The 22,250-nt window shown below is 64.2% G+C and carries 15 protein-coding genes; 7 read left to right on the forward strand and 8 right to left on the reverse strand.

Annotated features, from left to right (window positions below; genetic code table 11):
- Window positions 1-23: 23 nt before the first annotated feature.
- The 7 genes from C5E07_RS15000 (at window position 24) to C5E07_RS15030 (ending at window position 8,976) form a co-directional block, all read left to right on the forward strand.
- Entirely contained in the window at window positions 24-2,432 is a 2,409-nt protein-coding gene (locus tag C5E07_RS15000) for a DUF6049 family protein (RefSeq protein WP_104300338.1), read from the forward strand.
- 2 nt (window positions 2,433-2,434) lie between these two features.
- Window positions 2,435-4,516 carry a murein biosynthesis integral membrane protein MurJ gene (gene murJ, locus C5E07_RS15005; RefSeq protein ID WP_219820099.1) on the forward strand — a complete coding sequence of 694 codons (2,082 nt, stop codon included), beginning with the start codon at window positions 2,435-2,437 and terminating at the stop codon, window positions 4,514-4,516.
- Window positions 4,517-4,587: 71 nt separating this feature from the next.
- Window positions 4,588-5,580 (forward strand): thioredoxin-disulfide reductase, encoded by a 993-nt coding sequence (gene trxB, locus C5E07_RS15010; RefSeq protein ID WP_104244178.1) that lies wholly within the window; start codon window positions 4,588-4,590, stop codon window positions 5,578-5,580.
- Window positions 5,581-5,671: 91 nt separating this feature from the next.
- Entirely contained in the window at window positions 5,672-5,995 is a 324-nt protein-coding gene (trxA, locus tag C5E07_RS15015) for a thioredoxin (RefSeq protein WP_104244011.1), read from the forward strand.
- 24 nt (window positions 5,996-6,019) lie between these two features.
- Window positions 6,020-6,505: a Cys-tRNA(Pro) deacylase gene (gene ybaK / locus C5E07_RS15020; protein WP_104244013.1), complete on the forward strand. Its 486-nt coding sequence runs from the start codon at window positions 6,020-6,022 to the stop codon at window positions 6,503-6,505.
- Window positions 6,506-6,655: 150 nt separating this feature from the next.
- Complete coding sequence (locus tag C5E07_RS15025; RefSeq protein WP_104244015.1) at window positions 6,656-7,978, forward strand: PLP-dependent aminotransferase family protein; 1,323 nt, start codon at window positions 6,656-6,658, stop codon at window positions 7,976-7,978.
- A 35-nt stretch (window positions 7,979-8,013) separates the two neighbouring features.
- Window positions 8,014-8,976 (forward strand): D-alanine--D-alanine ligase, encoded by a 963-nt coding sequence (locus C5E07_RS15030; RefSeq protein WP_104244016.1) that lies wholly within the window; start codon window positions 8,014-8,016, stop codon window positions 8,974-8,976.
- Window positions 8,977-9,150: 174 nt separating this feature from the next.
- Here the strand turns inward: C5E07_RS15030 and C5E07_RS15035 are convergent, their stop codons facing one another.
- The 8 genes from C5E07_RS15035 to rpmH form a co-directional block, all read right to left on the reverse strand.
- Complete coding sequence (locus C5E07_RS15035) at window positions 9,151-10,125, reverse strand: ParB/RepB/Spo0J family partition protein (protein ID WP_104300630.1); 975 nt, start codon at window positions 10,123-10,125, stop codon at window positions 9,151-9,153.
- A 458-nt stretch (window positions 10,126-10,583) separates the two neighbouring features.
- Window positions 10,584-11,507 carry a ParA family protein gene (locus tag C5E07_RS15050; protein WP_104244018.1) on the reverse strand — a complete coding sequence of 308 codons (924 nt, stop codon included), beginning with the start codon at window positions 11,505-11,507 and terminating at the stop codon, window positions 10,584-10,586.
- A gap of 6,978 nt (window positions 11,508-18,485) precedes the next feature.
- A complete protein-coding gene (gene rsmG / locus C5E07_RS15055; protein WP_104244020.1) occupies window positions 18,486-19,124 on the reverse strand; it encodes a 16S rRNA (guanine(527)-N(7))-methyltransferase RsmG in 639 nt (212 codons plus the stop codon).
- Between the two features lie 280 nt (window positions 19,125-19,404).
- Complete coding sequence (locus C5E07_RS15060) at window positions 19,405-19,914, reverse strand: R3H domain-containing nucleic acid-binding protein (RefSeq protein ID WP_104300340.1); 510 nt, start codon at window positions 19,912-19,914, stop codon at window positions 19,405-19,407.
- Between the two features lie 39 nt (window positions 19,915-19,953).
- Window positions 19,954-20,964, reverse strand: coding sequence for a membrane protein insertase YidC (gene yidC / locus C5E07_RS15065; protein ID WP_104244024.1), 1,011 nt, complete (start codon window positions 20,962-20,964; stop codon window positions 19,954-19,956).
- 31 nt (window positions 20,965-20,995) lie between these two features.
- Window positions 20,996-21,295: a membrane protein insertion efficiency factor YidD gene (yidD, locus tag C5E07_RS15070; protein ID WP_104244026.1), complete on the reverse strand. Its 300-nt coding sequence runs from the start codon at window positions 21,293-21,295 to the stop codon at window positions 20,996-20,998.
- Entirely contained in the window at window positions 21,295-21,687 is a 393-nt protein-coding gene (gene rnpA, locus C5E07_RS15075; RefSeq protein ID WP_104300342.1) for a ribonuclease P protein component, read from the reverse strand. Before rnpA ends, yidD begins: the two co-directional genes overlap by 1 nt.
- A gap of 4 nt (window positions 21,688-21,691) precedes the next feature.
- Window positions 21,692-21,829, reverse strand: a complete 138-nt coding sequence (rpmH, locus tag C5E07_RS15080; protein WP_068484134.1) for a 50S ribosomal protein L34 — start codon at window positions 21,827-21,829, stop codon at window positions 21,692-21,694.
- Window positions 21,830-22,250: the final 421 nt, after the last annotated feature.

Raw genomic sequence — 22,250 nt, forward strand, 5'->3', positions numbered from 1 at the left:
CGTCCGTCCTTACTATGGAGGTCATGGACCACGCACCGCGCGCCGCTGTGCCACGGTTCCTGCGTGCCTGTGCACGCCGGGTTGTCCCTGCGACGCTCCTGGCGTCGGTGCTGGCGCTCGGGGTCACCGGTGGCGCGTCAGCTGCACCCACGAACCAGACGAGCCCGGCCACGGTCAGCGCCTCGACAGCCGCGCCGCGAGCCATCGCCGACGCGCCGGACGGGCAGGTCTCGATCTTCGCCGCGCCGGCCGACGGCGGTCTCGTGCAGCCAGGCGGACCGCTCGTCGTGGAGCTCGTCGTCGTGAACAAGACGGATGCCGAGATCGCGCCCGGCCAGCTCGAGCTCGCGGTCGGTTCGTCGACGATCGACACGAGGTTCGCGTTGAATGCGTGGAGCTCCTCGAGCAACGAGTCCGCGGTTGACCGGCTCGACGTCGTCGCGGACCTCGCAACGGAGAGCGTCCCGCCCGGGGAGACCGAGCTCGTGAACGTGTCGGTATCTGCGGAGGGGCTGCCGTTCGCCGCCACCGACGACTTCGGTCCCCGAGCCATGGCCGCGACCCTCACGAGCGGTGACTCGAAGCTCGCACAGGCGCGTTCCACGATCGTGCTCAACGGCGTCGCTGCCGCTGAGCCGACGCTCGTCTCGACCGTCGTTCCCATCACCTCCGGCCTGTTCGTCGATGCCGATGAGGCGCTCCTCAGCAGTGCGCGGCTTGCCGAGGAGACGGCCCCGGGCGGGCGCCTCGAGAAGATCCTCACCGCGGTCGAGGCCAGCCCGAACTCGACGGTCGCGATCGACCCCCGCCTCCTGGCCTCGATCCGCGTGCTCGGTTCTGCAGCCCCGCAATCGGCGCTCACATGGCTGGACCGGCTGACGGCGATCGACAATCAGACGTTCGAGCTTCCCTTCGCAGATGCGAGCCTCACCCTCCAGTCGCAGTGGGGGGCCCAGCAGCCGCTGGACGTCACGAACTTCGACTTCGACATCGATCCCGCGAACTTCGCCGATCCCGCGGAAACCCAGACGCCGACGCCGACGCCGACCGAGAGCGCCGACACCGGGACGCTCACCCCCTCCGAGGACGAGGCGGCGGGCACCGACGCAGAGGGCAGCGCGGAATCGTCCTCGTCCCCCGAGGCGACCACGACCGAGTCCCCCGCGCCAACCGCCACAGAGGATCCTGAGCCGGTCGCACCGCCGCTGCCCACGACCGAGAGCCTCGTCAGCTTCCCCTACACGATGAGCGGCGTCGTCTGGCCGCAGGCTGGCACCGTCCAGTCGGCAGACCTCGACAGGTTCCGCGACTGGGGCGGCGAGTCCCTCATCCTGGACGACTCCAACACGGGAGTCAGCGCGGACGCGGACTTCACCGAGAGCGCGCAGGCCACGGTCGCAGGCTGGAGCGCGGTCATCGCCGAGAAGACCCTCGACGACGCGATCGACGACGCCGTGCACGCCACCACGGACGAGGAATGGAACGAGGCGGCAACGCGCATCGCGACGCTCCTGGCCGTCGTGACGCGCGAACTCCCCTACGAGCCGCGCACGCTGGTCGGCACGGTGACGCGCGACGAGTTCGACGGCGATCGCCTCGCACAGACCCTGCAGTTCGTGGATGGGCTGAGCTGGGCTTCAGCGACACCGCTGACGTTCCCGAGCGACGCCGACACCGGGCGGCGGGAGGCCTCCCTCATCGACGGAAGCGTCGGCGAGTCCGCGTTCAACCGCATGACGAACGTCATGCAGACCATCGAGCGCGCGCAGGTCATCTCGACGATCTTCGAGGACCCGCAGGACTACAGCGACCCGGTCCGAGTCGCCGGCATCGGCGCCCTCGCAACCGGGTGGGCGACCACACCGGCAGAGGCGCAGACTGCCGTCAGCGGGCTCCGCAACCACGTCACGCTCACGGAGTCGTATGTCCAGCTCGGGGACACGAGCGAGGCGCTCATCGTCGGCCGCGACACCGAGCTGCCGCTCTTCGTGTCCAACGCGATCCAGGACCGCAAAGTCACCGTGCTCGTCGAGTTGAGGCCGACGACGGGCGCCGTCGAGACTGGCGACGCCGTCGCCCTCACGATCGAGCCGAACTCGATGTCGCGGGTCGGCATCCCCATCAAGGCGATCGCCAACGGACCGACGTACGTCACCGTGAACGTCATGACCCCGGATGGCGAGCAGCTCTCCTCGACGAAGCAGATTCGCCTGGATGTGCGCGCCGAATGGGAGAGCATCGCGATCCTCGTCGCGAGCGCCGGCTTGGCCGTGCTCTTCATCGCGGGTCTCGTGCGCACCATCCGTCGTCGGCTCGCGGCAGTGGCCGGACCCGGAGCCGAGCCTTCGGACGCTCAGACCTCCGCCGAGGACAGCACCCAAGCCGACGCGGCTGACAACCAGACCGCCGACGCGGCGAAGACCGAGGAGTAGGCATGGCTCAGGGCATCGCTCGGGCGAGCGCGCTCCTGGCATCGGGCACCATGGTGTCTCGCGTGCTGGGCTTCGTGAAGGCCATCGTCATCGCGCAGACGATCGGTGTCATCGGCGTCTCCGCCGACGCCTACGCCGGGGCGAACCAGCTGCCGAGCAACATCTACTCGATCATCTCGGTCGGGCTCCTCAACGCCGTCATCGTGCCGCAGGTCGTCAAGGCAGCGAGACACGAAGACGGCGGTCAGCTCTACGTCAACAGGCTCGTGACGCTCGCCATGGTGCTGCTGGGCGGGCTGACGATCCTCGCGACCGTAGGCGCGCCCATCATCGGCGCGCTCTACGGCGCGAGCCTCAGCCCCGAACAGCTGGGGCTCCTCGTGGCGTTCGCCTACTGGTGCATGCCGCAGATCTTCTTCTACGGCATGTACGCCGTCCTCGGCGAGATCCTCAACGCCCGCGGCCTCTTCGGGCCGTTCGCGTGGGCGCCCGTCATCAACAACGTCGTCGGCATCGCAGGCCTGCTGCTGTTCAGCTCCGTGTTCGGCGCCGACCCGACGGGTACCGGGCGCAACATCGACTCGTGGGACCCGACGATGATCGCGACGCTCGGCGGCACCGCCACGCTCGGCGTCGCGATGCAGACGATCGTGCTGCTGTTCTTCTGGCGTCGCGCCGGCCTGCGCTTCGGCCTGGACTTCCAGTTCCGCGGCACGGGCCTCGGTCAGGTCGGCAAGCTCGCCGGGTGGACGCTCGGCATGCTGCTCGTCATGCAGCTCGCCGGCCTCGTCGAGACGATCGTCGCCTACCTGGCATCCGGTGAGAACGCGTCGATCGCGGCCATGCAGAACGCGTTCCTCATCTTCGCGCTCCCGCACGCCGTCATCGCCGTCTCGATCGCCACTGCGTTCTTCACCCGCATGAGCGCGGCGATCAGTGACGACAGACCCCAGGACTTCATCCGCGACCTCTCCGAGGGCTCGCGCCTCATCGGCATGTTCTTGCTGTTCGCCGGGTTCGGCCTCGCACTCGTGGCTGTGCCGTTCGCGCGGATCTTCGCGACGACGGATGCCGGCATCAACTCGATCGCGGCGATCCTCATCGCGTTCCTGGTCGGCCTCATCCCATTCAGTGGCCTGTTCCTCGTGCAGCGCGCCTTCTACGCGCTCGAGGACACCAAGACCATCTTCTTCGTGTTCCTCTTCACGTTGCCACTGCACATCTTCGGCATGGCGCTCGCCGCGATCGGGCCGGTCGAGCTCATCGTCGTGGGCCTCGCCCTGATGCAGTCGATCATGTCGACCCTGCGGCTCGCGATCCTGCTCTTCATCCTGCGGAAGCGGATGGGCCAGCTCGACTTCGCGAACATCGTTCGCTCCTACGTGCGCTTCACGATCGCGGCCATCGCTGCATCCATCCCAGCCCTGATCGTCATGGTGCTGCTCGGCACGTTCCAGGAGGACGGCTTCCCCCGCTCCGGCATCTTCCAGGCGCTCGTCTCGTGCGCGATCGGCGCCGGCATCATGGCCCTCTTCTACTTCCCCCTGCTCTGGCTGCTCAAGTCACCCGAGTTCCGGGGCTTCGCCGGCCCACTCCTCGCTCGTTTCGGCATCAAGCCCGGCCCGCCATCGAGTCCAGCCCGCCCCGGCGAGGAGGGGCTCGACGAGGATGACCTTCCGGCGTTCCCAGAAACCGTCACCGTTGGCGCGGAGGACTCGGCACCGACGCCATGGAATCTCGCATCCGAGGAGATCGAGCCAGACCCTGCGGACGAACGCAGGCAGGCTGCGGAGCAGGAACAGCGCGAGGAGCGAGTCAACGCGGCCTCCTGGGCGTTCGGTGGCGCCACCGAGGACCTCTCGACCGCCGGCATCATCCTGCCCATGCACTCGCGGACGACCGAGATCCCGAAGGTCGGCCGCCAGGAACCGCCCCGCACCCGCCGGGAGCGTCGCGAGGAGGAGCGCCGAGCTGTGATCGAGCTGGCCGCCCGCCGTGAAGAAGAGGCGCGTCTCGCCCGTGAGGCCCGGAGCCAGGCCGATGACGACGACGGGCGCGGTTCAACACCTCGTCCGAAGGAATAGTCGCTAGTCTCAACGCGTTTGCCTGTATGTCGAGCCGCGATTCCCGCGACTCGGAGAAGTGCGGAGGACTCATGCGGAACGTCATCATCATCGGTTCAGGCCCCGCCGGCTACACGGCTGCGATCTACGCGGCCCGTGCTGGCCTCAAGCCTGTCGTCATCACCTCGAGCGTCGAAGTCGGCGGCGAGCTGATGAACACGACCGACGTCGAGAACTTCCCCGGCTTCCCCGAGGGCATCCTCGGCCCAGACCTCATGGAGCGCATGCAGGCGCAGGCTGAGCGCTTCGGCGCCGAGCTCGTCTACGACGACGTCACGACAGTCGACCTCGAGGGCGACGTCAAGAAGGTCTCCACGTCGTACAGCGGCGACTTCGAGGCGCGCACGGTCATCATCTCGACCGGTTCCGCCTACCGGAAGCTGGGCCTCGACGCTGAAGGCAGGCTCTCGGGCCGCGGCGTCTCCTGGTGCGCGACCTGCGACGGCGCGTTCTTCAAGGACCAGCACATCGCGGTCGTCGGCGGCGGCGACTCGGCGATGGAGGAGGCGACCTTCCTGACGCGCTTCGCGAGCAAGGTCACGATCATCCACCGCTCCGAGAACCTCCGCGCATCGGTCATCATGCGCGAGCGTGCGGAGCAGAACCCGAAGATCGAGTGGATGCTCAACTCCCGTATCGAGGACATCACCGGTGAGGCGAGCGTCGAGTCGGCGAGCGTCCTCAACACGGCGACCGACGAGCGCACCGAGCTGCCCGTGACGGGCGTGTTCGTCGCGATCGGCAACGACCCCCGCATCGACCTCTTCAAGGATGTCCTCGACATCACCGAGGAGGGCACGATCTGGGTGGATGGCCGCTCCTCGCGCACGAGCATCCCCGGTGTCTTCGCCGCGGGCGACGTCATCGACCCCCACTACCGTCAGGCCATCACGGCTGCGGGCTCCGGCACGGTCGCGGCACTCGACGCGGAAGCGTTCCTGGCGGCTCTCCCCGAGCCGATCGCGGAGGAGTCGGAAGACCAGGCAGCCGCCGCGGTGACGGAGAGCGAAACCGTCATCGTCTGATCGACCGGAGCGCACGCAGACTCAATCCGAGCAGGCACTCCGCCCCGAACACCATTCACCACGAAGCACGACAACTCCCACGGAGGTACCAATGTCAGAACCGATCGTCGCCACCACGGCGAACTTCGACCAGATCGTGGCAGACGCCCCGGGTCCCGTCATCGTCGACTTCTGGGCGCCCTGGTGCGGCCCGTGCCGCCAGGTCGCCCCAGTGCTCGACCAGATGAGCGAGGCGCACGAGAACCTCTCCATCGTCAAGGTCAACGTCGATGACGAGCCTGACCTGGCCATGAAGTTCCGCATCACGAGCATCCCGGCCCTCAAGCTGTTCTCGAACGGCGAGGTCGTCAAGGAGGTCGTCGGCGCATACCCGCGTGCGGCACTCGAGAAGCAGTTCGCCGACTACCTGGGCTAGACCCGACCGGCGAAGGAAGCAGACATGGCGAGGGCGCCGATAACGCCCGCAACGAAGGCGCTCGTCGCTGCCGGGGTCGAGCACGTGGTTCACAGCTACGTGCACGACCCCGGCGTCTCTGCGTTCGGCGCCGAGGCGGCTGCGAAGCTCGGCATCGACGAGGCCCGCGTCTTCAAGACGCTGATCGTGCAGCTCGACGAGAAGCAGCTGGCTGTCGCCGTCGTGCCCGTCAGCGGGTCGCTCGACCTGCGCGGGCTCGCTCAGGCAGCTGGCTGCAAGCGTGCGGCGCTCGCCGACACCGCGCTCGCAGAGAAGCGGACCGGGTACGTGCGAGGTGGCATCAGTCCGTTCGGCCAGCGGATGCGACTGCCGACGTACCTCGACGAGTCGGCGTTCGCGCATCCGACGGTCTTCGTCTCCGGCGGACGCCGAGGGCTCGACATCGAGGTCGCGCCGACGGCGTTCCTGCAGGTCGTCGACGGCCATCGCGCACCGATCTCGAAGCGCTGACTCGGGGGCTGGGGACGCAAACAGGGGTGCGCACGCACTTCGCCTGCAGCTCACGCACGCGGGCCGATCAGTCCACTTCCTGCATGCGGTTCGCGAGACAACGCTCGGCGCGGGCGTATCCTGGGATTTCGACTCTCGCGAAGGAACCCCGTGACGCATCCAGGAGACGTCGGCCCGCAGACAGGCCGAAACCTTGACCCGTGGTACACCAGCTACGCCGACCGCACCGCCGGTCTGGCCGCCAGCGAGGTCCGAGCCCTCTTCGCCGTCGCCTCTCGCCCCGAGGTCGTGTCGCTCGCCGGCGGCATGCCGTTCGTGCAGGCCCTCCCGGAAGAGCTCATCCACTCCGCTTTCTCCACGATGATGCGGGAGCACGGCTCCGAGGCACTGCAGTACGGGGGCGGGCAGGGCATCCCCGAGGTGCGCGAGCAGATCCTGCAGGTCATGAGCCTCGAAGGCATCAACGACGCGTCAGCGGACGACGTCGTCACGACGACCGGTTCGCAGCATGCCCTCGACCTCGTGTCGAAGCTCTTCCTGAATCCCGGAGATGTCGTCCTTGCGGAGGCACCCAGCTACGTGGGTGCGCTCGGCACGTTCAAGTCGTACCAGGCGGACGTTGCCCACGTCACGATCGACGACAACGGACTCATCCCAGAAGCGCTCGAGGAGACCATCGCGCACCTTCGTGCCGAAGGCAGGACCATCAAGTTCCTGTACACCGTCGCGAACTACAACAACCCCGCCGGCGTCACGATGAGCCTCGAGCGGCGCATCCGCGTGCTGGAGATCTGCAAGCGCGAGCACATCCTGATCCTCGAGGACAACCCTTACGGGCTCCTCTACTTCGACAAGCCCGGCCTGCCAGCGCTGCGTTCGATGGATGCAGAGAACGTGGTGTACCTCGGGTCGTTCTCGAAGATCCTCTCGCCGGGCCTCAGGGTCGGCTGGGCGCTCGCGCCGCACGCCATCCGCGAGAAGCTCATCCTCGCCGTCGAGGCGTCCATCCTCTCCCCGTCGACGTTCAACCAGTGGGTTGTCACCGAGTACCTGCGGCAGAGCGACTGGCAACAGCAGATCGAGGGCTACCGGGACGTGTACCGGGAGCGTCGCGACGCCATGGACCAGGCCCTGCAGGAGCACCTCCCGCAGCTCAGCTGGACGAAGCCGGACGGCGGCTTCTTCGTGTGGGTGCGCCTCACCGAGCAGCTCGATTCGAAGCAGATGCTGCCCCGCGCCGTGAAGGAGCTCGTCGCCTACACGCCAGGAACCGCGTTCTTCGCCGACGGCCGCGGCCGACACGAGATGCGCCTCTCGTTCTGCTACCCGACCCCCGAGCGCATCAAGCTCGGCGTGCGGCGTCTCGCGAATGTCATCAACGGCGAACTCGACCTCGTCGAGACGTTCGGAACGTCGACGCGGCGCGGACCCGACGCGGACCGCGTCAATATGCCGCCGCCCAACATCTCCTGACCGCGGCACCTGACTCTCCTACGAAGGGAACCCCATTGAGCATCGAGGGCCTGCACGTCGTCATCCTCTCCGGCGGCATCTCGCATGAGCGGGACGTCTCGCTGCGATCTGGCAGGCGGGTCGCGGATGCGCTCAGCCGAGCGGGCGCGAACGTCACCATCCGCGAACCCGACGCCTCCCTGCTCAGCTTTCTCGAAGAGTCGAAACCCGACGTCGTCTGGCCCCTGCTGCACGGCTCGAGTGGCGAGAACGGTGCCCTGTACTCGCTGCTGCGCGCCGCACGCATCCCGTACGTGGGGTCCCGGCCGACGTCCGCACGGCTCGCGTGGAACAAGGCGACCGCGAAGGCTCTCGCGAAGCGAGCAGGGCTGTCGACTCCCCCTTCGATCGTGCTCGAGAACAGCACGTTCCGCGAGCTCGGCGCCGAGGCCGTCATGCGCCTCATCGCGCGCGGCATCGAGCTGCCAGCTGTCGTGAAGCCCGTCGAGGGCGGGTCAGCGCAGGGTGTGACGTCGGTCTCGACGTTCGAGGAGTTCCCGCAGGCACTCGTCACCGCGTTCACCTACGACGACACGGTGCTCATCGAGAAGCGCATCGAGGGCCGCGAGGTGATGGTCGGCGTGCTCGACCTCGACGGCGAACCGCTTGCCCTGCCCGCAGTCGAGGTCGTGGCCAACAAGGGCGTCTACGACTACGAGGCCCGCTACAACGCCGGTGAGACGACGTACTACGCTCCGGCCAGACTGTCCGACGAGGAAGCCCAACGCGTCAGCGAGGCGGCCCTGCACGCGGTCGCGACGATCCGTCTCTCCGACATCGCACGGGTCGACTTCATCGTCGATGAGGCCGGCGTCGTGTGGTTCCTCGAGGCAGACCCCATCCCGGGGCTCACGGAGACCTCGATCGTGCCCCTCGGCATCGAGGCCGACGACTCCGAACTCAGCGCGATCTACGCGCAGCTCGCCGCATCTGCCGCAGCGCGCGGACCACTCGAGTAGGCAGCTCTTCCCCGCAGAACAGCTGAGGTGGATGTGCGGTCGACGCGCATCCACCTCAGCTGTTCCTGGGCGGGACTTCGCTGGACCTGCACCCGAGTGGCGAAGCAGTCCAGGGACGGCAGGGAGACGGGCAGGCTGTCGGCGCCGCCAGGTGCGGCGCCGACGTGGGCCGAGCTACTTGCCGGGTGCCGACTCCCCGAGCTCCTCGAGGATCCGATTCAGGTCCGCGATGGAGGCGAAGTCGACGACGATCTGGCCCTTGGTGCGCCGCAGGGTGACCTTGACGCGAGTGTTGAGGCGGTCACCGAGCTGCTCGCCGATCTCGTCGAGGTACCCGGTGAGGCCGCTGCGGGGCTCCTTGTGGATGGGCGCCTGGGTGTCTGCCTTGGCGCTGCTCGACTTGGCGGCGGCAGCTTCGGCCGAGCGAACGCTCAGGTCCTCGTTGACGATCTTGTCGGCGAGCTGCTGCATGGCTGCCGGTTCGCCGGCGCTGAGGATCGCACGGGCGTGGCCTGCTGAGAGCACACCGGCTGCGACGCGACGCTGAACTTCCAACGGAAGCCGAAGGAGGCGCAGCGTGTTGCTGATCTGCGGGCGCGATCGACCGATTCGTTCCGCGAGCACCTCCTGCGTGATCCCGAAGTCGTTGAGGAGCTGCTGGTACGCGGACGCCTCTTCAAGCGGGTTGAGCTGACTCCGGTGCAGGTTCTCGAGGAGCGCGTCACGCAGCATGACGTCGTCTTCGGTATTGCGGATGACGGCCGGGATGCTCGAGAGACCGGCTGCCTTCGTCGCCCGCAGGCGACGCTCACCCATGATGAGCTCGAAGTCGGCTTCGTCGCGGAGCGGGTGGTCGGCCGGGATCGGGCGAACGACGATCGGCTGGAGAACCCCGAACTCGCGGACGGAGATGATGAGCTCCTGCAGCGCGGCCTCGTCGAACTCGGTTCGAGGCTGGTGCGCGTTCGGAACGATCCGGCTCGGGTCCAGGGCGCGCAGGGTCGCACCAGGGATCTCGATAAGGCCGTCTCCGTCGACGCCGTTGTCGCTGTCAGCGGTACTCGGCGCTGCAGTTGCATCGAGCGCTTCGGGCGAACGCTCCGGCGCGGGTGCGCTGGTGCTCGTGAGCTCCTGGGTGTCGTCGACCATGCTGGTTGAATCGATCTTCTTCGATTCAGCCTCGATCTTCGGAGTCGAGGGGGTGCCTGAAGCTGCCTTCGCAGCTGTGGTGCGGGCCTTGGCTCCGGCAGGGGCCTTGGCAGTAGAAGACTTGGCAGCAGGTGTCTTGGCAGCAGACACCTTGGCCGTTGGGGCCTTGGTCGTTGCCGCTCTCGCACGACTTGCACGAGTCGCGGGGGGCTTCGTTTCCGTACCCGTCTCTGCGGTCTTGGCGTCGTCTGATGCCGCCTCTTCGGCCGCCGCGGCATCAGACGCGACCGTTGTCGCCTCTTTTCCTGCATTGGTACGCGTCGATGCAGTCGTGGGATAAGCAGGTGTGTCACTGTCGAAGAAGACGTCGGAGGGGCGTGATGCACCTCGGTCTGACGTGGGGATGAGGGCCCCGATGCCCCGACCGAGTCCGGTCCGTTTTTTTGTAGCCATGTTGTTTATGCTCCTCGCTGGGCGATTTCGACGGCCGCTTCGAGATACGCGATCGCGCCGGTCGAGGTTGGTTCGTGGGAAATGATGGTCTTGCCGAAGCTCGGGGCTTCCGAGATACGGACGGTGCGAGGAATCGCAACCTTCAGCGTCTCCTGTGGGAAGTGCTCTCGAACGTCGGCGGCGACCTCCTGCGACAGGTTGGTGCGCCCGTCGTACATCGTCAGCAGGATCGTCGTGAGTCGAAGCTGCGGGTTGAGGTCCTGTGACAGGAGATTGAGGTTCGAGATCAACTGTCCGAGTCCCTCAAGGGCGTAATACTCGCACTGGATGGGGATGAGTACCTCTCGCGCAGCGACGAAGGCGTTGATGGTCAACAGGCCGAGCGAGGGAGGGCAGTCGATGAAGACGTAGTGGAATTCCTGGTCAGTGCCTGTGGTCTCGTCGAGCAGCCCAGCGATTGCCTGACGCAAGCGGTAGTCGCGCTTGTCGAGGTTGACGAGCTCGATTTCTGCGCCCGCCAGGTCCAGTGTCGCCGGCACGCACCAGAGGGTGTCGATGTCTGGGCACTGCTGCATGAGCTCGCTGAGCGGTTCTCCGTCGAGGAGAGCCTCGTAGGTTCCCGCGGTCTCACCACGGTGTTCGATACCGAGCGCAGTAGAAGCATTGCCTTGTGGGTCCAGGTCTATGACCAGAACGCGGGCGCCGAGCGTCGCGAGGGCCGCCGCGAGGTTGACCGCGGTTGTTGTCTTCCCGACTCCACCCTTCTGGTTGGAGATCGTGAAGATGCGCGTGTGATCGGGGAGGGGAACCTCTCGCTTGACGAGGCTCTTTCTCCGCTGGTTCAGTTCAGAGAGAGCCGTGGCGAGCGGTGAATCGTCGAGCTGCGACGCTGGTGGCGAAGCGGCATCGCCGGCAGATGAAGCTTTCAAGAATGCTCTCCCTCAAGTAGACGTCTCAATTGTGCCCCAGATCGCACGCGGAAACGCGGTGACGCTCAGGCTTGTGGAATCAGTGCACCGCGGTGGGGGTAGTTGGTTTCACGTGGAACATAGGCCTGGGATCATCAACTTCAGCTAGAGGGTTGAGGTGTCGTGGAGACAGCTGACACCGAGAGCTGGTCCTAGCGGGATCAGAAAAGGCTCGACCAGCCAACTCGAACTCGCCCATGCCCAAGCCCGCCCTCCTCGTAGCCTCAAACTTGGAGCCCCCAGGAGTGAGGTGAGGGGAAGTGGCGCACGCGCGACACACCCACGGACCCACGGAGCGGATCCACGAACTCAAGGACCCACGAACGGTTTGTGTTTCACGTGAAACGCTGGTCATCGGGTAACTGCACGAAAGCACGGGTGCCTGCCTGGCACCCGCTCCCATTCCTCCGCGAGCACGAACAGCTCGCCGCCGTGCATTTTTACTCGCCCTGATGCGAAGCTCAGGACCGTGTAACTGGACTGCGTAGCACCCTGCGTTGAATCCGATCCGAACGCGGTAGGCGCATCCCGCGTCGACCGCACCGTCTACCGCCAACAGCACCCGGACCTTCAGAAGAGAAGCCGATGGCGAGGGGCCAAGGACCCGGCGAGCCATCACGGGGCGGAACTGGATTCTGCAGCCCGTCGGGACTCGTTGTCGAACGGATCTGCGGACCCTGCTGCTGACCAGACCTACGGGCTTTGAAGTGGGAGGGATCAGCGAGACCAGCACGACCGACCGGGCAGTCAGGAGGCCGGCGTCCTTGTTGTTGTCGTGAGCGACGGCGTGGCCTGCCCCTCCGCAGCTCAGAGATACAACCGGCGCCGCGGAAGCGGAGGCCGAAGCAGGAGCACGACCTGGTCCACCAACGGGCACACGGCTGTGTGCGCCTCAGTGGACTCGAACCGCACCCCGGCCACTGCAGTGGCGGGCAATCTGCGCGAAGGGAGAGGCGCGCCACTCAACAGACGTCCATTCACCTCGACGACTACGTTTCACGTGGAACGGCCGGAATTGCACCCAAGCTACCCCGTCCTTCAATGTTCCCGAGCGAGCCCGCACTCGACCTCAGAACCGACCGTCGACTGAAGACCGATGATCATGGTGCGCAAGAAGAGCTTGAGGACGGACCGAACCTTAGAGCTTTCGACAGGCCTGAATCGGGGTTGCCCAATGTCACCCTCCTGTGTGCGACGCGCAAGTTCGTCCCAGTGGGCCGACCCATGGTTGTCATCATCGCTGCCGCAGTAGTGGCGAGGAGCAACGATCTGAGGACAGGACCGATAGAGGCTGCCGAAATAAGCCCGATGGGACACTCACCTCTTCCTCAGGCCACGGAACCAATGAGCTCCGGCCGCTACAGGAGGACTGCCCTAGTCTGCTCTCTCTCCTCGGCACCAGTCCAGTCAGTCAGAGACGCAAATCAGCGTGGACTTCGGACACAAGTCACGACAGCACACTGAGGGGCCAGCAGACCAAACCGCAGGGTCCCATAGCCCCACAGCACACAACGGGGACGCGGAACACAAAGAGACGACGCGACGGAGACATGGAGAAACGGAGAGATGGAGAGTACTCGATCTCATTCGCCGCCTGCGCGCGAGATCCCTGTGTTGATTTGATCGCCGGCTCTCATTGACCTGTGACCTTGACCCGCTGACCTCCTTCAATCGCTCTGAAGGAAGTCAGCGTCATCACTGCAGTCCGTTTCACGTGGAACACACGGAGGACGTGAGCCCACCACTGTTTGGCGCCCGCCACCGTCTCTGCGGGGGCCAAGAGACTAGCAAGGGGTTTGCGACCCTCTTACGAGGCACCCACCCTCACCACTGGAGCGAATCGTTGATGTTCAGCCGGCGACGGCGCCCAACGTCGACGAACAGGATCGCGATGCAGCTGGCGAAGGGAAACTACCACCCCCTGTATGCACCGGCGCGGGCACTTCGTTGACACCTCGGCTAGTCACCCGCCACCACTCAAACGCCACTACGGGCCCGAAATGCGGCGACAATCATTAGTCAAACAACTGCGCACACGCAGTGCGGGTAAGGAGACTGTGGAACGAGATCTCCGCGGTACGGCGCCCCTAAGAGCCCATGAGCATTCACGCTTCTTCGTCTAATGCCCGCCGCGACGCAGCATGGGCTCCGTGTCTCGCCCAGCAAACGCTTTCACGTGCATCCTGCTCTGCGTATTTTGCTTCGCTGGAAATGCCGAGCCGAGGCTAGTACTTCACACGTGGCTTCGGTCTCACCCAGCGGGCTAGGCGTTCACGATTCGTTCCACGTGAAACACGTGAAAGAGGCTGGTTCTGCTCTGGTCCGTTGCACGATCAGCCTGCGCCCAGACCCTAGGCGGCGGCCCTGCTGGGGCCCAGTATGGGCCCGCTCACAGGGCCTGATGGGACGGACCGACGGTCGACGAGATTCGACCACTCAGCTACACGTCCCACGGGACTGCCTTGTTTGTGACGATGGGACTTAATGGATCGCCCCCTTCCACAGACCCCGAGACGAAGGTATTTATTGGCTTCGTTTCACGTGGAACAGAACCCGAGGGCTGACAGCTCGGTTCGGGCCTCAAGCCAGGTCGGGTCTCAAGCTCCCGACAGCTACAAAGCCGCACGGCTCGACCTGGAAGACACGACAAGAGTGTGAGGACTCCAATATCCACGTCCGCGGGTTGTGCGGGCCGCAGAATGAGCACCGGACCTCGCAAGTGCGAGACCTCGAAGTTCGAAACGAAGAGTCCGGTCCGGCGCTCAGAAACAAGGCCATCGGACGCTGAGATTCAAGGGATAGCCGAGCGCACGCCGGTCATGTGATGAGGGCTCCATGATGAGCTCCGAACACCAGCGGATCGCAACTGCACCTCACGGCGACGGTCACGACTGGAACCACGGGCCTAATTCAACTTCGGCTACCGACTGCTTTCGCCAACGCCTTCACTCCCTGTCTTGTGTCATGCCGATTCCACGTTGCAGCACAACCGCGGGGTACCCGTGGGTCGGTAGCGGTTGAACATGAGTACCTCACGCAACCCATATGAGGAACCTAATCGAGTCCCGTCGGACCACTCCATTTGTTCCATGGCTGTCCAGTACTGGGACCCAGACTCCACCACACCAGTCGACTGTCAGCACTGCGGGAGCCTCTCAGCCCCCTACGCCCACCCTTGAACCTCGCCAGCAAGCCCCTGTTCTCAACCTACTCCGATCACTCGCGGCACAGACGTGCCATGATCCAGAGGTGCTGTTACTTGTTGCCATTTGGCATTTGCTGCTGTTTGAGAGTTCAGGTGACCCAGCTAGCAGACCAGTTTCACGTGAAACGGGGCGCATTCCTAGCGCTCAATACGGTGGTCGAGCCCCAGTGCAGCAGCCGCTAACGGCGAACCGTTGACGAGGCCAGCCAGCATGACTCTGGGCGCATCTCACCAAGCTGTCGTTCCTTCTCCACTGGACGGTGCCTTCCTGAGCGTTCACGTGACGTCACGTGGAACGCAATTCACTCCCAAAACTCGGGCGGGCCCGATTGACCTGTAGGACTGTGTTGCAGTTGGCCCGAAGCGTTCATTCGCACGAGCCGCAATCCGTGACTGCCGTCCTCGCTCTCACGGATCAGAACCTCTGGCAGCCACGGGCACCGGAACTACCCTGACCTCACTGCTTGAGCACCTGGAGACGGACAGTCAACGGCGACTCATGCCGATATCGATCGAGAACTCCCGTCGGTGTCGATCGCGGAGCAGATCACTGTTGAGAGATGGACCATCGACGCTTACACAAATGCGGTTTGGCAGGGCGGCCCACTCCGTTGCATTAGTTTATGCGAACGGCCTCTGCGCACGATCATCATCGCCCGAGACGTGACTCGATCTGTCAGCTGTCAGTCGTCAGCCGTCACGTTCTGTTTCACGTGGAACACAGCCCTCATCTCAGGATTCGCGGCTGGGATGACACCGTTCCTCCGGCCCGCTGCCCGACGCGTCCCGATAGATCTCCCACATGGTGGGTGGCTGACCTGAGGTTCTCTTTTCCTATTTCTCTACTTGGAGCTGAATCGAGTCCGGCCACGGCGTAGAGAGCACTCTCAACTCGTCGACAGACAAGAGTCTCAGATCGACAAGGTGGCACTGTTCCGAGCTCTGCGCCCTTACCCAAGGCCGGTGAGCCCAGCCGGCGCGCTCGACGAGCTGAATTCTTTGAGCCCCGTGGAAAACTCCGCTCCGCCCCACAGAGAGGACCAGATGCCGCCGCTGAACATCCAGTATTCGGCGACGGCCGGCTGCTGGAGCCCGCTAATCGACAACGAGGCGACACCGGCTCCTCATGGTGTTCGAGTCATGGTGCTCTAGCTTCAAGCGCCAACAATCATCCGTTTCACGTGGAACACACCGCCCTAGAGACTCTCACTACCTACAGCCGGAGCAGGACCGCTACCCACTTCGCGCCGCGGTTACGATCCACAGTTCAGTCGTTGCACCTGTCTGGGACTCTGCTGCCGCGCCTGATTCGATGACAATCGCATTCTCGCGAACCCTCTCAGTCACACGATCCGTATCCTTCCGAACGAGGCGAAGTGCAGCGACTCAGAACGCCCGGGCCTACGGCCCAAAGGAAGCAGTACTACTCTCGCGCTCCACCAACCGTTAGCCGGCCCCAGCGGTCGCGAGCTTGGATCCAATTTGCCGCGACTGGGTTCCGGCGTGCGATTGAGATCGGACACATCGAATGTCAACGCTCGGAACTTCACGCAGCTGAGTCAATGAATCACTGCATCACTAGGCCGCTAGGCCGCTAGGCCGCCGCAGAGACGCAGAGACGCAGAGACGCAGAGACGCAGAGACGCAGTTCAACTTGGCACCCCTAGTGCTGTCGCTGATTTTGATTCGGACTCCAGACCGCAAACTCACACGGTCGATATGCTTCGGCTGGCCCGCTCAATCTCATCCCATCCCCTCTCCCAACCCATGGTGAGAGTGGTCCCCAGGACTTCGGGCCACTGGGGGCAGAGGGAATCCGATCGGCAGTGCCTTGGGAGATCCATGGGTGTACGCGCTTGCTCAGCCCAATGGTCATTCCAACAGGCTGCGTACGAGGCATTGCACGCACCCTATTTGCCTAGTACTTCCTCCTCGCTTCAACGAGCGAGTACCCGGGTGCGGGAGTACGCGGGTGCGCGAGCTCGATGTCCCGATCGGGTGACCACGAGCTTGCAAGCCTGGGCCTGAGCGTTGTGACGGTCCGACCACCGTCGTTTCACGTGAAACAAACACAAGCCGTTCCTGGAATGAACAGTAGTGAGATCGACAACGGGACGACCGGCCCGTCTTGATCAAGGAAGTTCTGAAACTGTGCGAGGAGCTCAACTGCCGGCCACCGCGGAATCCTCGATCTTGGATCCTGAATTGCACGATGTTTCACGTGGAACGATTTGAAGACAAGACATCGAGACTGGTTGAAGTCACGAGTTCGATCACGTGAACATAGTCATGTGCAGGCACTGCCCGCGACGGGACCGAACATCGAGCGGCTCACGTGAGCTCATTATCGACGCAATCGCACTTGGTAGTCCCGAGCGGGTACGGTCCCACAGCCAGGTCTGTGCCCCCACACGGGTAACCAGACGATTGGAAGCAGCACCGCACCCCACCTAGACAGCCAACGCCGATCCGCGCACGGACAGGGGCAACGAGAGGGGCAGGGTCACAGTCACAGTCACAGTCACAGTGACAGTGACAGTGACAGTGACAGTGAAGCTATCTCCACACCAGACCAGCTTCCAGCGCCCAACGCGCGCTCCCACAAGCTTGTGGACGGACAGTGACAATGCCGGCTTTCACGCGCCGCGCCTCGATTTGCAGACGCTACCGACTCGGACGCTCTCCTCCTTCCTCTGCCCCTACCCCGTGCCCATACCTGTATCGCCCCAACTGAACCGGAACCGCACCCCCACCGCCATTCGTCTGTCGCCCGCAGCCCGCAGCCCGCCGTGACCAGTAGCTGGCCGCAAGCTCGCCACGTAGCCTTCCTCGCGCCAGCACGGCGATGGCACGCGAGACTTCAGAGATCAGTGAACCGCGTCGGGGCGGTCGGGGGCGGTTCAGGGCGGTCACAGCGGCCTCAGACTTCCTGCACTCGCTCTGGACTGTCTTCGGCGTGCGCCATGAAGGCTCGAGCCGTCATGTGCCCTTCTACACCTCCCTAAAGAGCAACGGGCAGAGAGCGATAGCAGAGAGCGATAGCAGAGAGCGACAGGGCTAAGGGCGACAGACAAGAGAATTTGCCGCCCACCACCACACCACGATCGGCACTGCCGCGGTCAGCTCTCCGAGTCCGTCAATGTCCGGGGCACGCTTCCAAGGCATCTGAACCCCCACACCCCCGTGGCGCCGCCATGAGCCACGTCGGTCAGACGGTGGTCAGGCCCGACTCATGGCTGCGCAGCGAGCGACGGTTTCGCGGCGCATAGGCCTTCTGGATAACAATGCGCCACGAAAATCCACCGTTTCACGTGAAACAGCCGCCGTTGACGAAGAGCTTCATACGAATGTGTCAGGAGCACACAGTTCGGGAGTCGGGAGCTCGTAGGGCTCGATGACCCGAGTTCGAGTGCCTCTGCGAGGGGCTCTTGCAACTGATCGAGGTTGGCGTCAGGTGACGTGGGGACGGCGCCTGGGGCATCTATGAGCGAGAACGGTTCGCGTCTGACCGACTGACTCCGATTCCAGAGCTACGGCACGCTATTCCGTGCGGATTCAACACCGACAGACCAAGAATCCGACTTCGGGACACCTGATCGACAATGACCGGCAGATTCACGTGAGATAAATACCGCGCCCGTGTTGTTCACGAAGAAAACCAAGCTGCATCGAACTCCACCGATACAAAGAGTCAGCGTTTAACTGTGACTCTGAGGACGTCCGAACGAGAGCAGTCAGTCGACCGTCGCGCGAATAACTCGCGTCGTCTCGGTGTCCAGCTCTTCCCCGAGTTCTTCGACGCGAACATCGATGAGTCCGAACTTGCGAATCACCTTGCTGGCCTTCTCGATCTCCGCTTCTGCGGAGCGTCCCTTGAGGAAGACCAATTCGCCGCCTGAGCGGACGAGCGGAACCGTGATCGGGATCAGCTTGCTCAGAGCTGAAACTGCTCGGGCTGTCAGCTGGTCGAACGTGAACTCATCGTGGACCTCTTCGGCACGAGCACGACGCACCTGCACGTTCTCGAGGGCAAGCGCATCCACCTCACGCTGCAGCCAGTCGGTACGACGCTCCATCGGCTCGATCAGCACGAAGTTGACATCAGGACGTGCGATGGCGAGCACGATACCCGGCAAGCCAGCACCAGAGCCGATGTCTCCGACGAGGCCCGGACGGAGCAGCGGCGCCATGAGCACCGAGTTCACGATATGGCGCGTCCACAACCGCGGGTACTCGAGGGGTCCAACCAGACCGAGCTGCTCCCCGTACTGGGCGAGGTCGGACGTGAACGCCCGCGCAAGGTCGATACGGTCAGCGAAGAGCTCGGCGGCGATCGCCGGCTCGACCTCGACCTCGGTCGGCTGCTCAGTCATACGGGAGATCCCTCTCGAACGTGAATGTTGACGCCAGACTGCAGTGCCTCCCGCAATCAGCTCGAACCAGTCTGACACGTGCGGCGGCGACCGCACCCGCCTGACAGTCGTCCACGGACAACAAAGCTGTGGATAACTTTGTGGAGAACGCGGGATCGAGGCGGGTCAAGAGTCAAATCGCCTGGAATAAGCGCCTGACCAGGCTTTTAACGAGGGAAGGTGCAGAACTCGCCGAGGAGCGCACTCTCGCCTGTGGAAACTCCTGTGGATAAGTCCTAGATCAGGCAGACGCGACTGGGCGGATGACGGTGTGACGCTCACGCGCCTCGCCCTCCGACTCGGACACGTAGCCACGCTCCGAGACGATGTCGTGCACGATCTTCCGCTCGTAGGACGACATCGGGGGAAGCGCAGCCGATGAGGCGCCTTCTTCGATGCGAGTCACGGCCCGGTCGACGAGACCGACGAGCTCGGTGCGTCGCGCGTCGCGCGAGCCGCCGATGTCCAGAATGAGTCTCGAGAACTCTCCGGTCTCGGCTTGGACGGCCAGACGAGTCAAGTGCTGGAGAGCATCAACCGTCTCGCCATCCGCGAGCTTCGAGAGGTTCGACTCACCGTCTGAGTTCACGGAGATGTACGTGCGAGACTCGCGAACCTCGATGTCGAGGTCACCGTCGACGTCGCTGATGTCCAGCAGCTCCTCAAGGTAATCCGCCGCGATGTCACCGTCGTCACGCGAGTCCGGTGTGCTGACATCCGCGGGGATGGTCTCAGGAGTTGCTTCAGTCATGCGGGTTCCTTAAACAGTGTGGCAGCGAGAGTTGGGGAGCTACTTCTTGGCAGGTGGGCTGCTCTTGCCCGACGAGGTGCCACCGCTCGGCTTGCCGCCGGAGGCCTTCTTCTTGGCCCTGTTCTTCGACACGGGCTGCGTTCGCTGCACCGGCTGCTGGACGGGTGCCTCGATGATGACGTTGCCCTTGGCGTCCTTGCGCTCAGGCTCGACCCACTTGCCCCGAGCCTTGAGCCGGTCCTCGCGAGCCTTCGCGGCTTCAGAGCCGGGCGTCGGCATGTTGCGGATGATGATGTACTGCTGCCCCATCGTCCAGAAGTTCGAGATGAGCCAGTACGTCATGACACCGAGCGGGAACATGACACCGGATACCAGGAACGTGAGCGGCAGGATGTACAGCAGCATCTGCTGCTGGCGGTACATCGGCGACTCCTTGGTCGCCTGCGACACGTTCTTCGAGGTGATCTGCTTCTGGGTGATGAACTGGGAGACCGTCATCACGACGACCATGACGCCGGCGAGGATCTGCACTCCGACGTTGCCGTCGTTGTTGAGGAACGTCGCACTCAGCGGTGCGCCCCAGATGTCTGCCTGCGAGAAGGATGTGGCGAGCTCCTGGTTGAGGAGGCCGACACCCACCGTGTTGTGCTGCGCGCCGTTGAGCACGGAGAACAGGCCGAAGAAGATCGGCATCTGCACGAGGAGCGGCCAGCAGCCAGCCATGGGGTTCGAGCCGGTGCGCTGGTAGACCGCCATGGTCTCGCGGCGCATCGCCTCCATGGAGAACTGGTCGCGCTTGCCCTTGTACTTGTCCTGGATCTTCTTGATCTCAGGAGCGACATCCATCATGGCTCGCTGGGACTTCACCTGCTTCACCATGAGGGGAATCATGGCGGAGCGGACGACGAGCACGAGGCCGAGGATCGCCAGGATCCAGGTCCAGCCGTCTGTGCCATCGAGACCGAGCGTCGTCCACAGCGAGTGGAATCCGACCAAGATGAGCTCGATGACCCATTTGATCGGCCACAGGATGGTTCCGAGGATATCCATGAGTGTGGTGACGTCTTTCTCTTAGATGCCGCTAGCTGCCCTGGACTACGAATCCGTGGGCAGTAGTGGTGGTGGTTCTGTGTTCAGGCTCTGGCACGTCGTCAATGCCTCCGGCAGCCCAGGGGTGGCAACGAACCAGTCGTCGCCCGGTGAGGAAGCCGCCCCGGAGGACGCCATGAACCTGCACGGCTCTTAAAGAGTACGCGGAGCAGCTGGGGTGATACCGGCAGACATCTCCGTAGAGCGGAGAGATCAACAGCCGGTAGCCGTTGAGCACAGCGATGACGACGTTGCGGGGAAACAGCGCGACCGCGCGGAGTGAGCCGCCCATCAGATGCTCGAGCTCACGGTTCTCGGTGCACTCTCGTCGCCGCTGGCGGCGATACGGCGCACTCCTCGTAAGGATCCGAACCGTGCACGCTCCCGCAGCTCCTCGAATCCGAGCGCAGCTGCTTCGGGGTGCACGCGGTAGACGATGTCGAAGCCCGACCCCACTTCAGGGAGAAGCTCCCTGGAGACGGCTTTGAGTCGACGACGGATGCGATTGCGCACAACGGCCACACCTACCCGCTTCGAGACAATGAAGCCGAAGCGAGTAGGTGTGTCGTTGGTGTCGCGCTCGCGCACGCTGACCGTGATTCCCCGAGCACCCACGCGAACGCCGCGTCGAACGATGGCTTGGTAGTCATCGCCCTTCGTGACGCGGTTCGCGTAGGGAAGCAAGAAGCTACGCGGAAAGCTCGGTGCGTCCCTTGCGGCGACGAGCCGAGAGGATGGCGCGACCCGCACGGGTGCGCATACGCAGGCGGAAGCCGTGGGTCTTCGCGCGACGGCGGTTGTTTGGCTGGAAAGTACGCTTCGACATGAGAACTCCGGAAGATACGACCCGATCGGCGGACGCCGTACGGATTTTCACAAGTGCCCTACCGAAGGGCACAACTGCCTTAACCTACGTGACCTGCGCCTGGCAGTCAACTGCCGCCAGAAGCCCCGCATTATGCTCACGAGCTCGTGCCGAGGAGCGGCGACATGCCGGACCCAGCGAAAGCGATTGGCGCACGCCCTGATCCGGCGTAGGCTGGACCCCTACCTCTGCGAGTTATGCACAGGCAGACGCCCGTTTGTCCACAGAAGTTGTGGATATCTCACCGGGTAGATCACAATGACTTGCGCACCAGTGCCACACGGCCGGTGCGTTGACCATGCTGCGAGTGCGCAGCCAAGAAGAAACGCCGGCCCACAGAGATGCGGAGCTGGGAAGTACAGAGGGACGGGGGGAGTGCTTC

The sequence above is a fragment of the Pseudoclavibacter sp. RFBJ3 genome (genome assembly GCF_002931375.1).
In the GTDB taxonomy this organism is placed as follows: Bacteria; Actinomycetota; Actinomycetes; order Actinomycetales; family Microbacteriaceae; genus Pseudoclavibacter.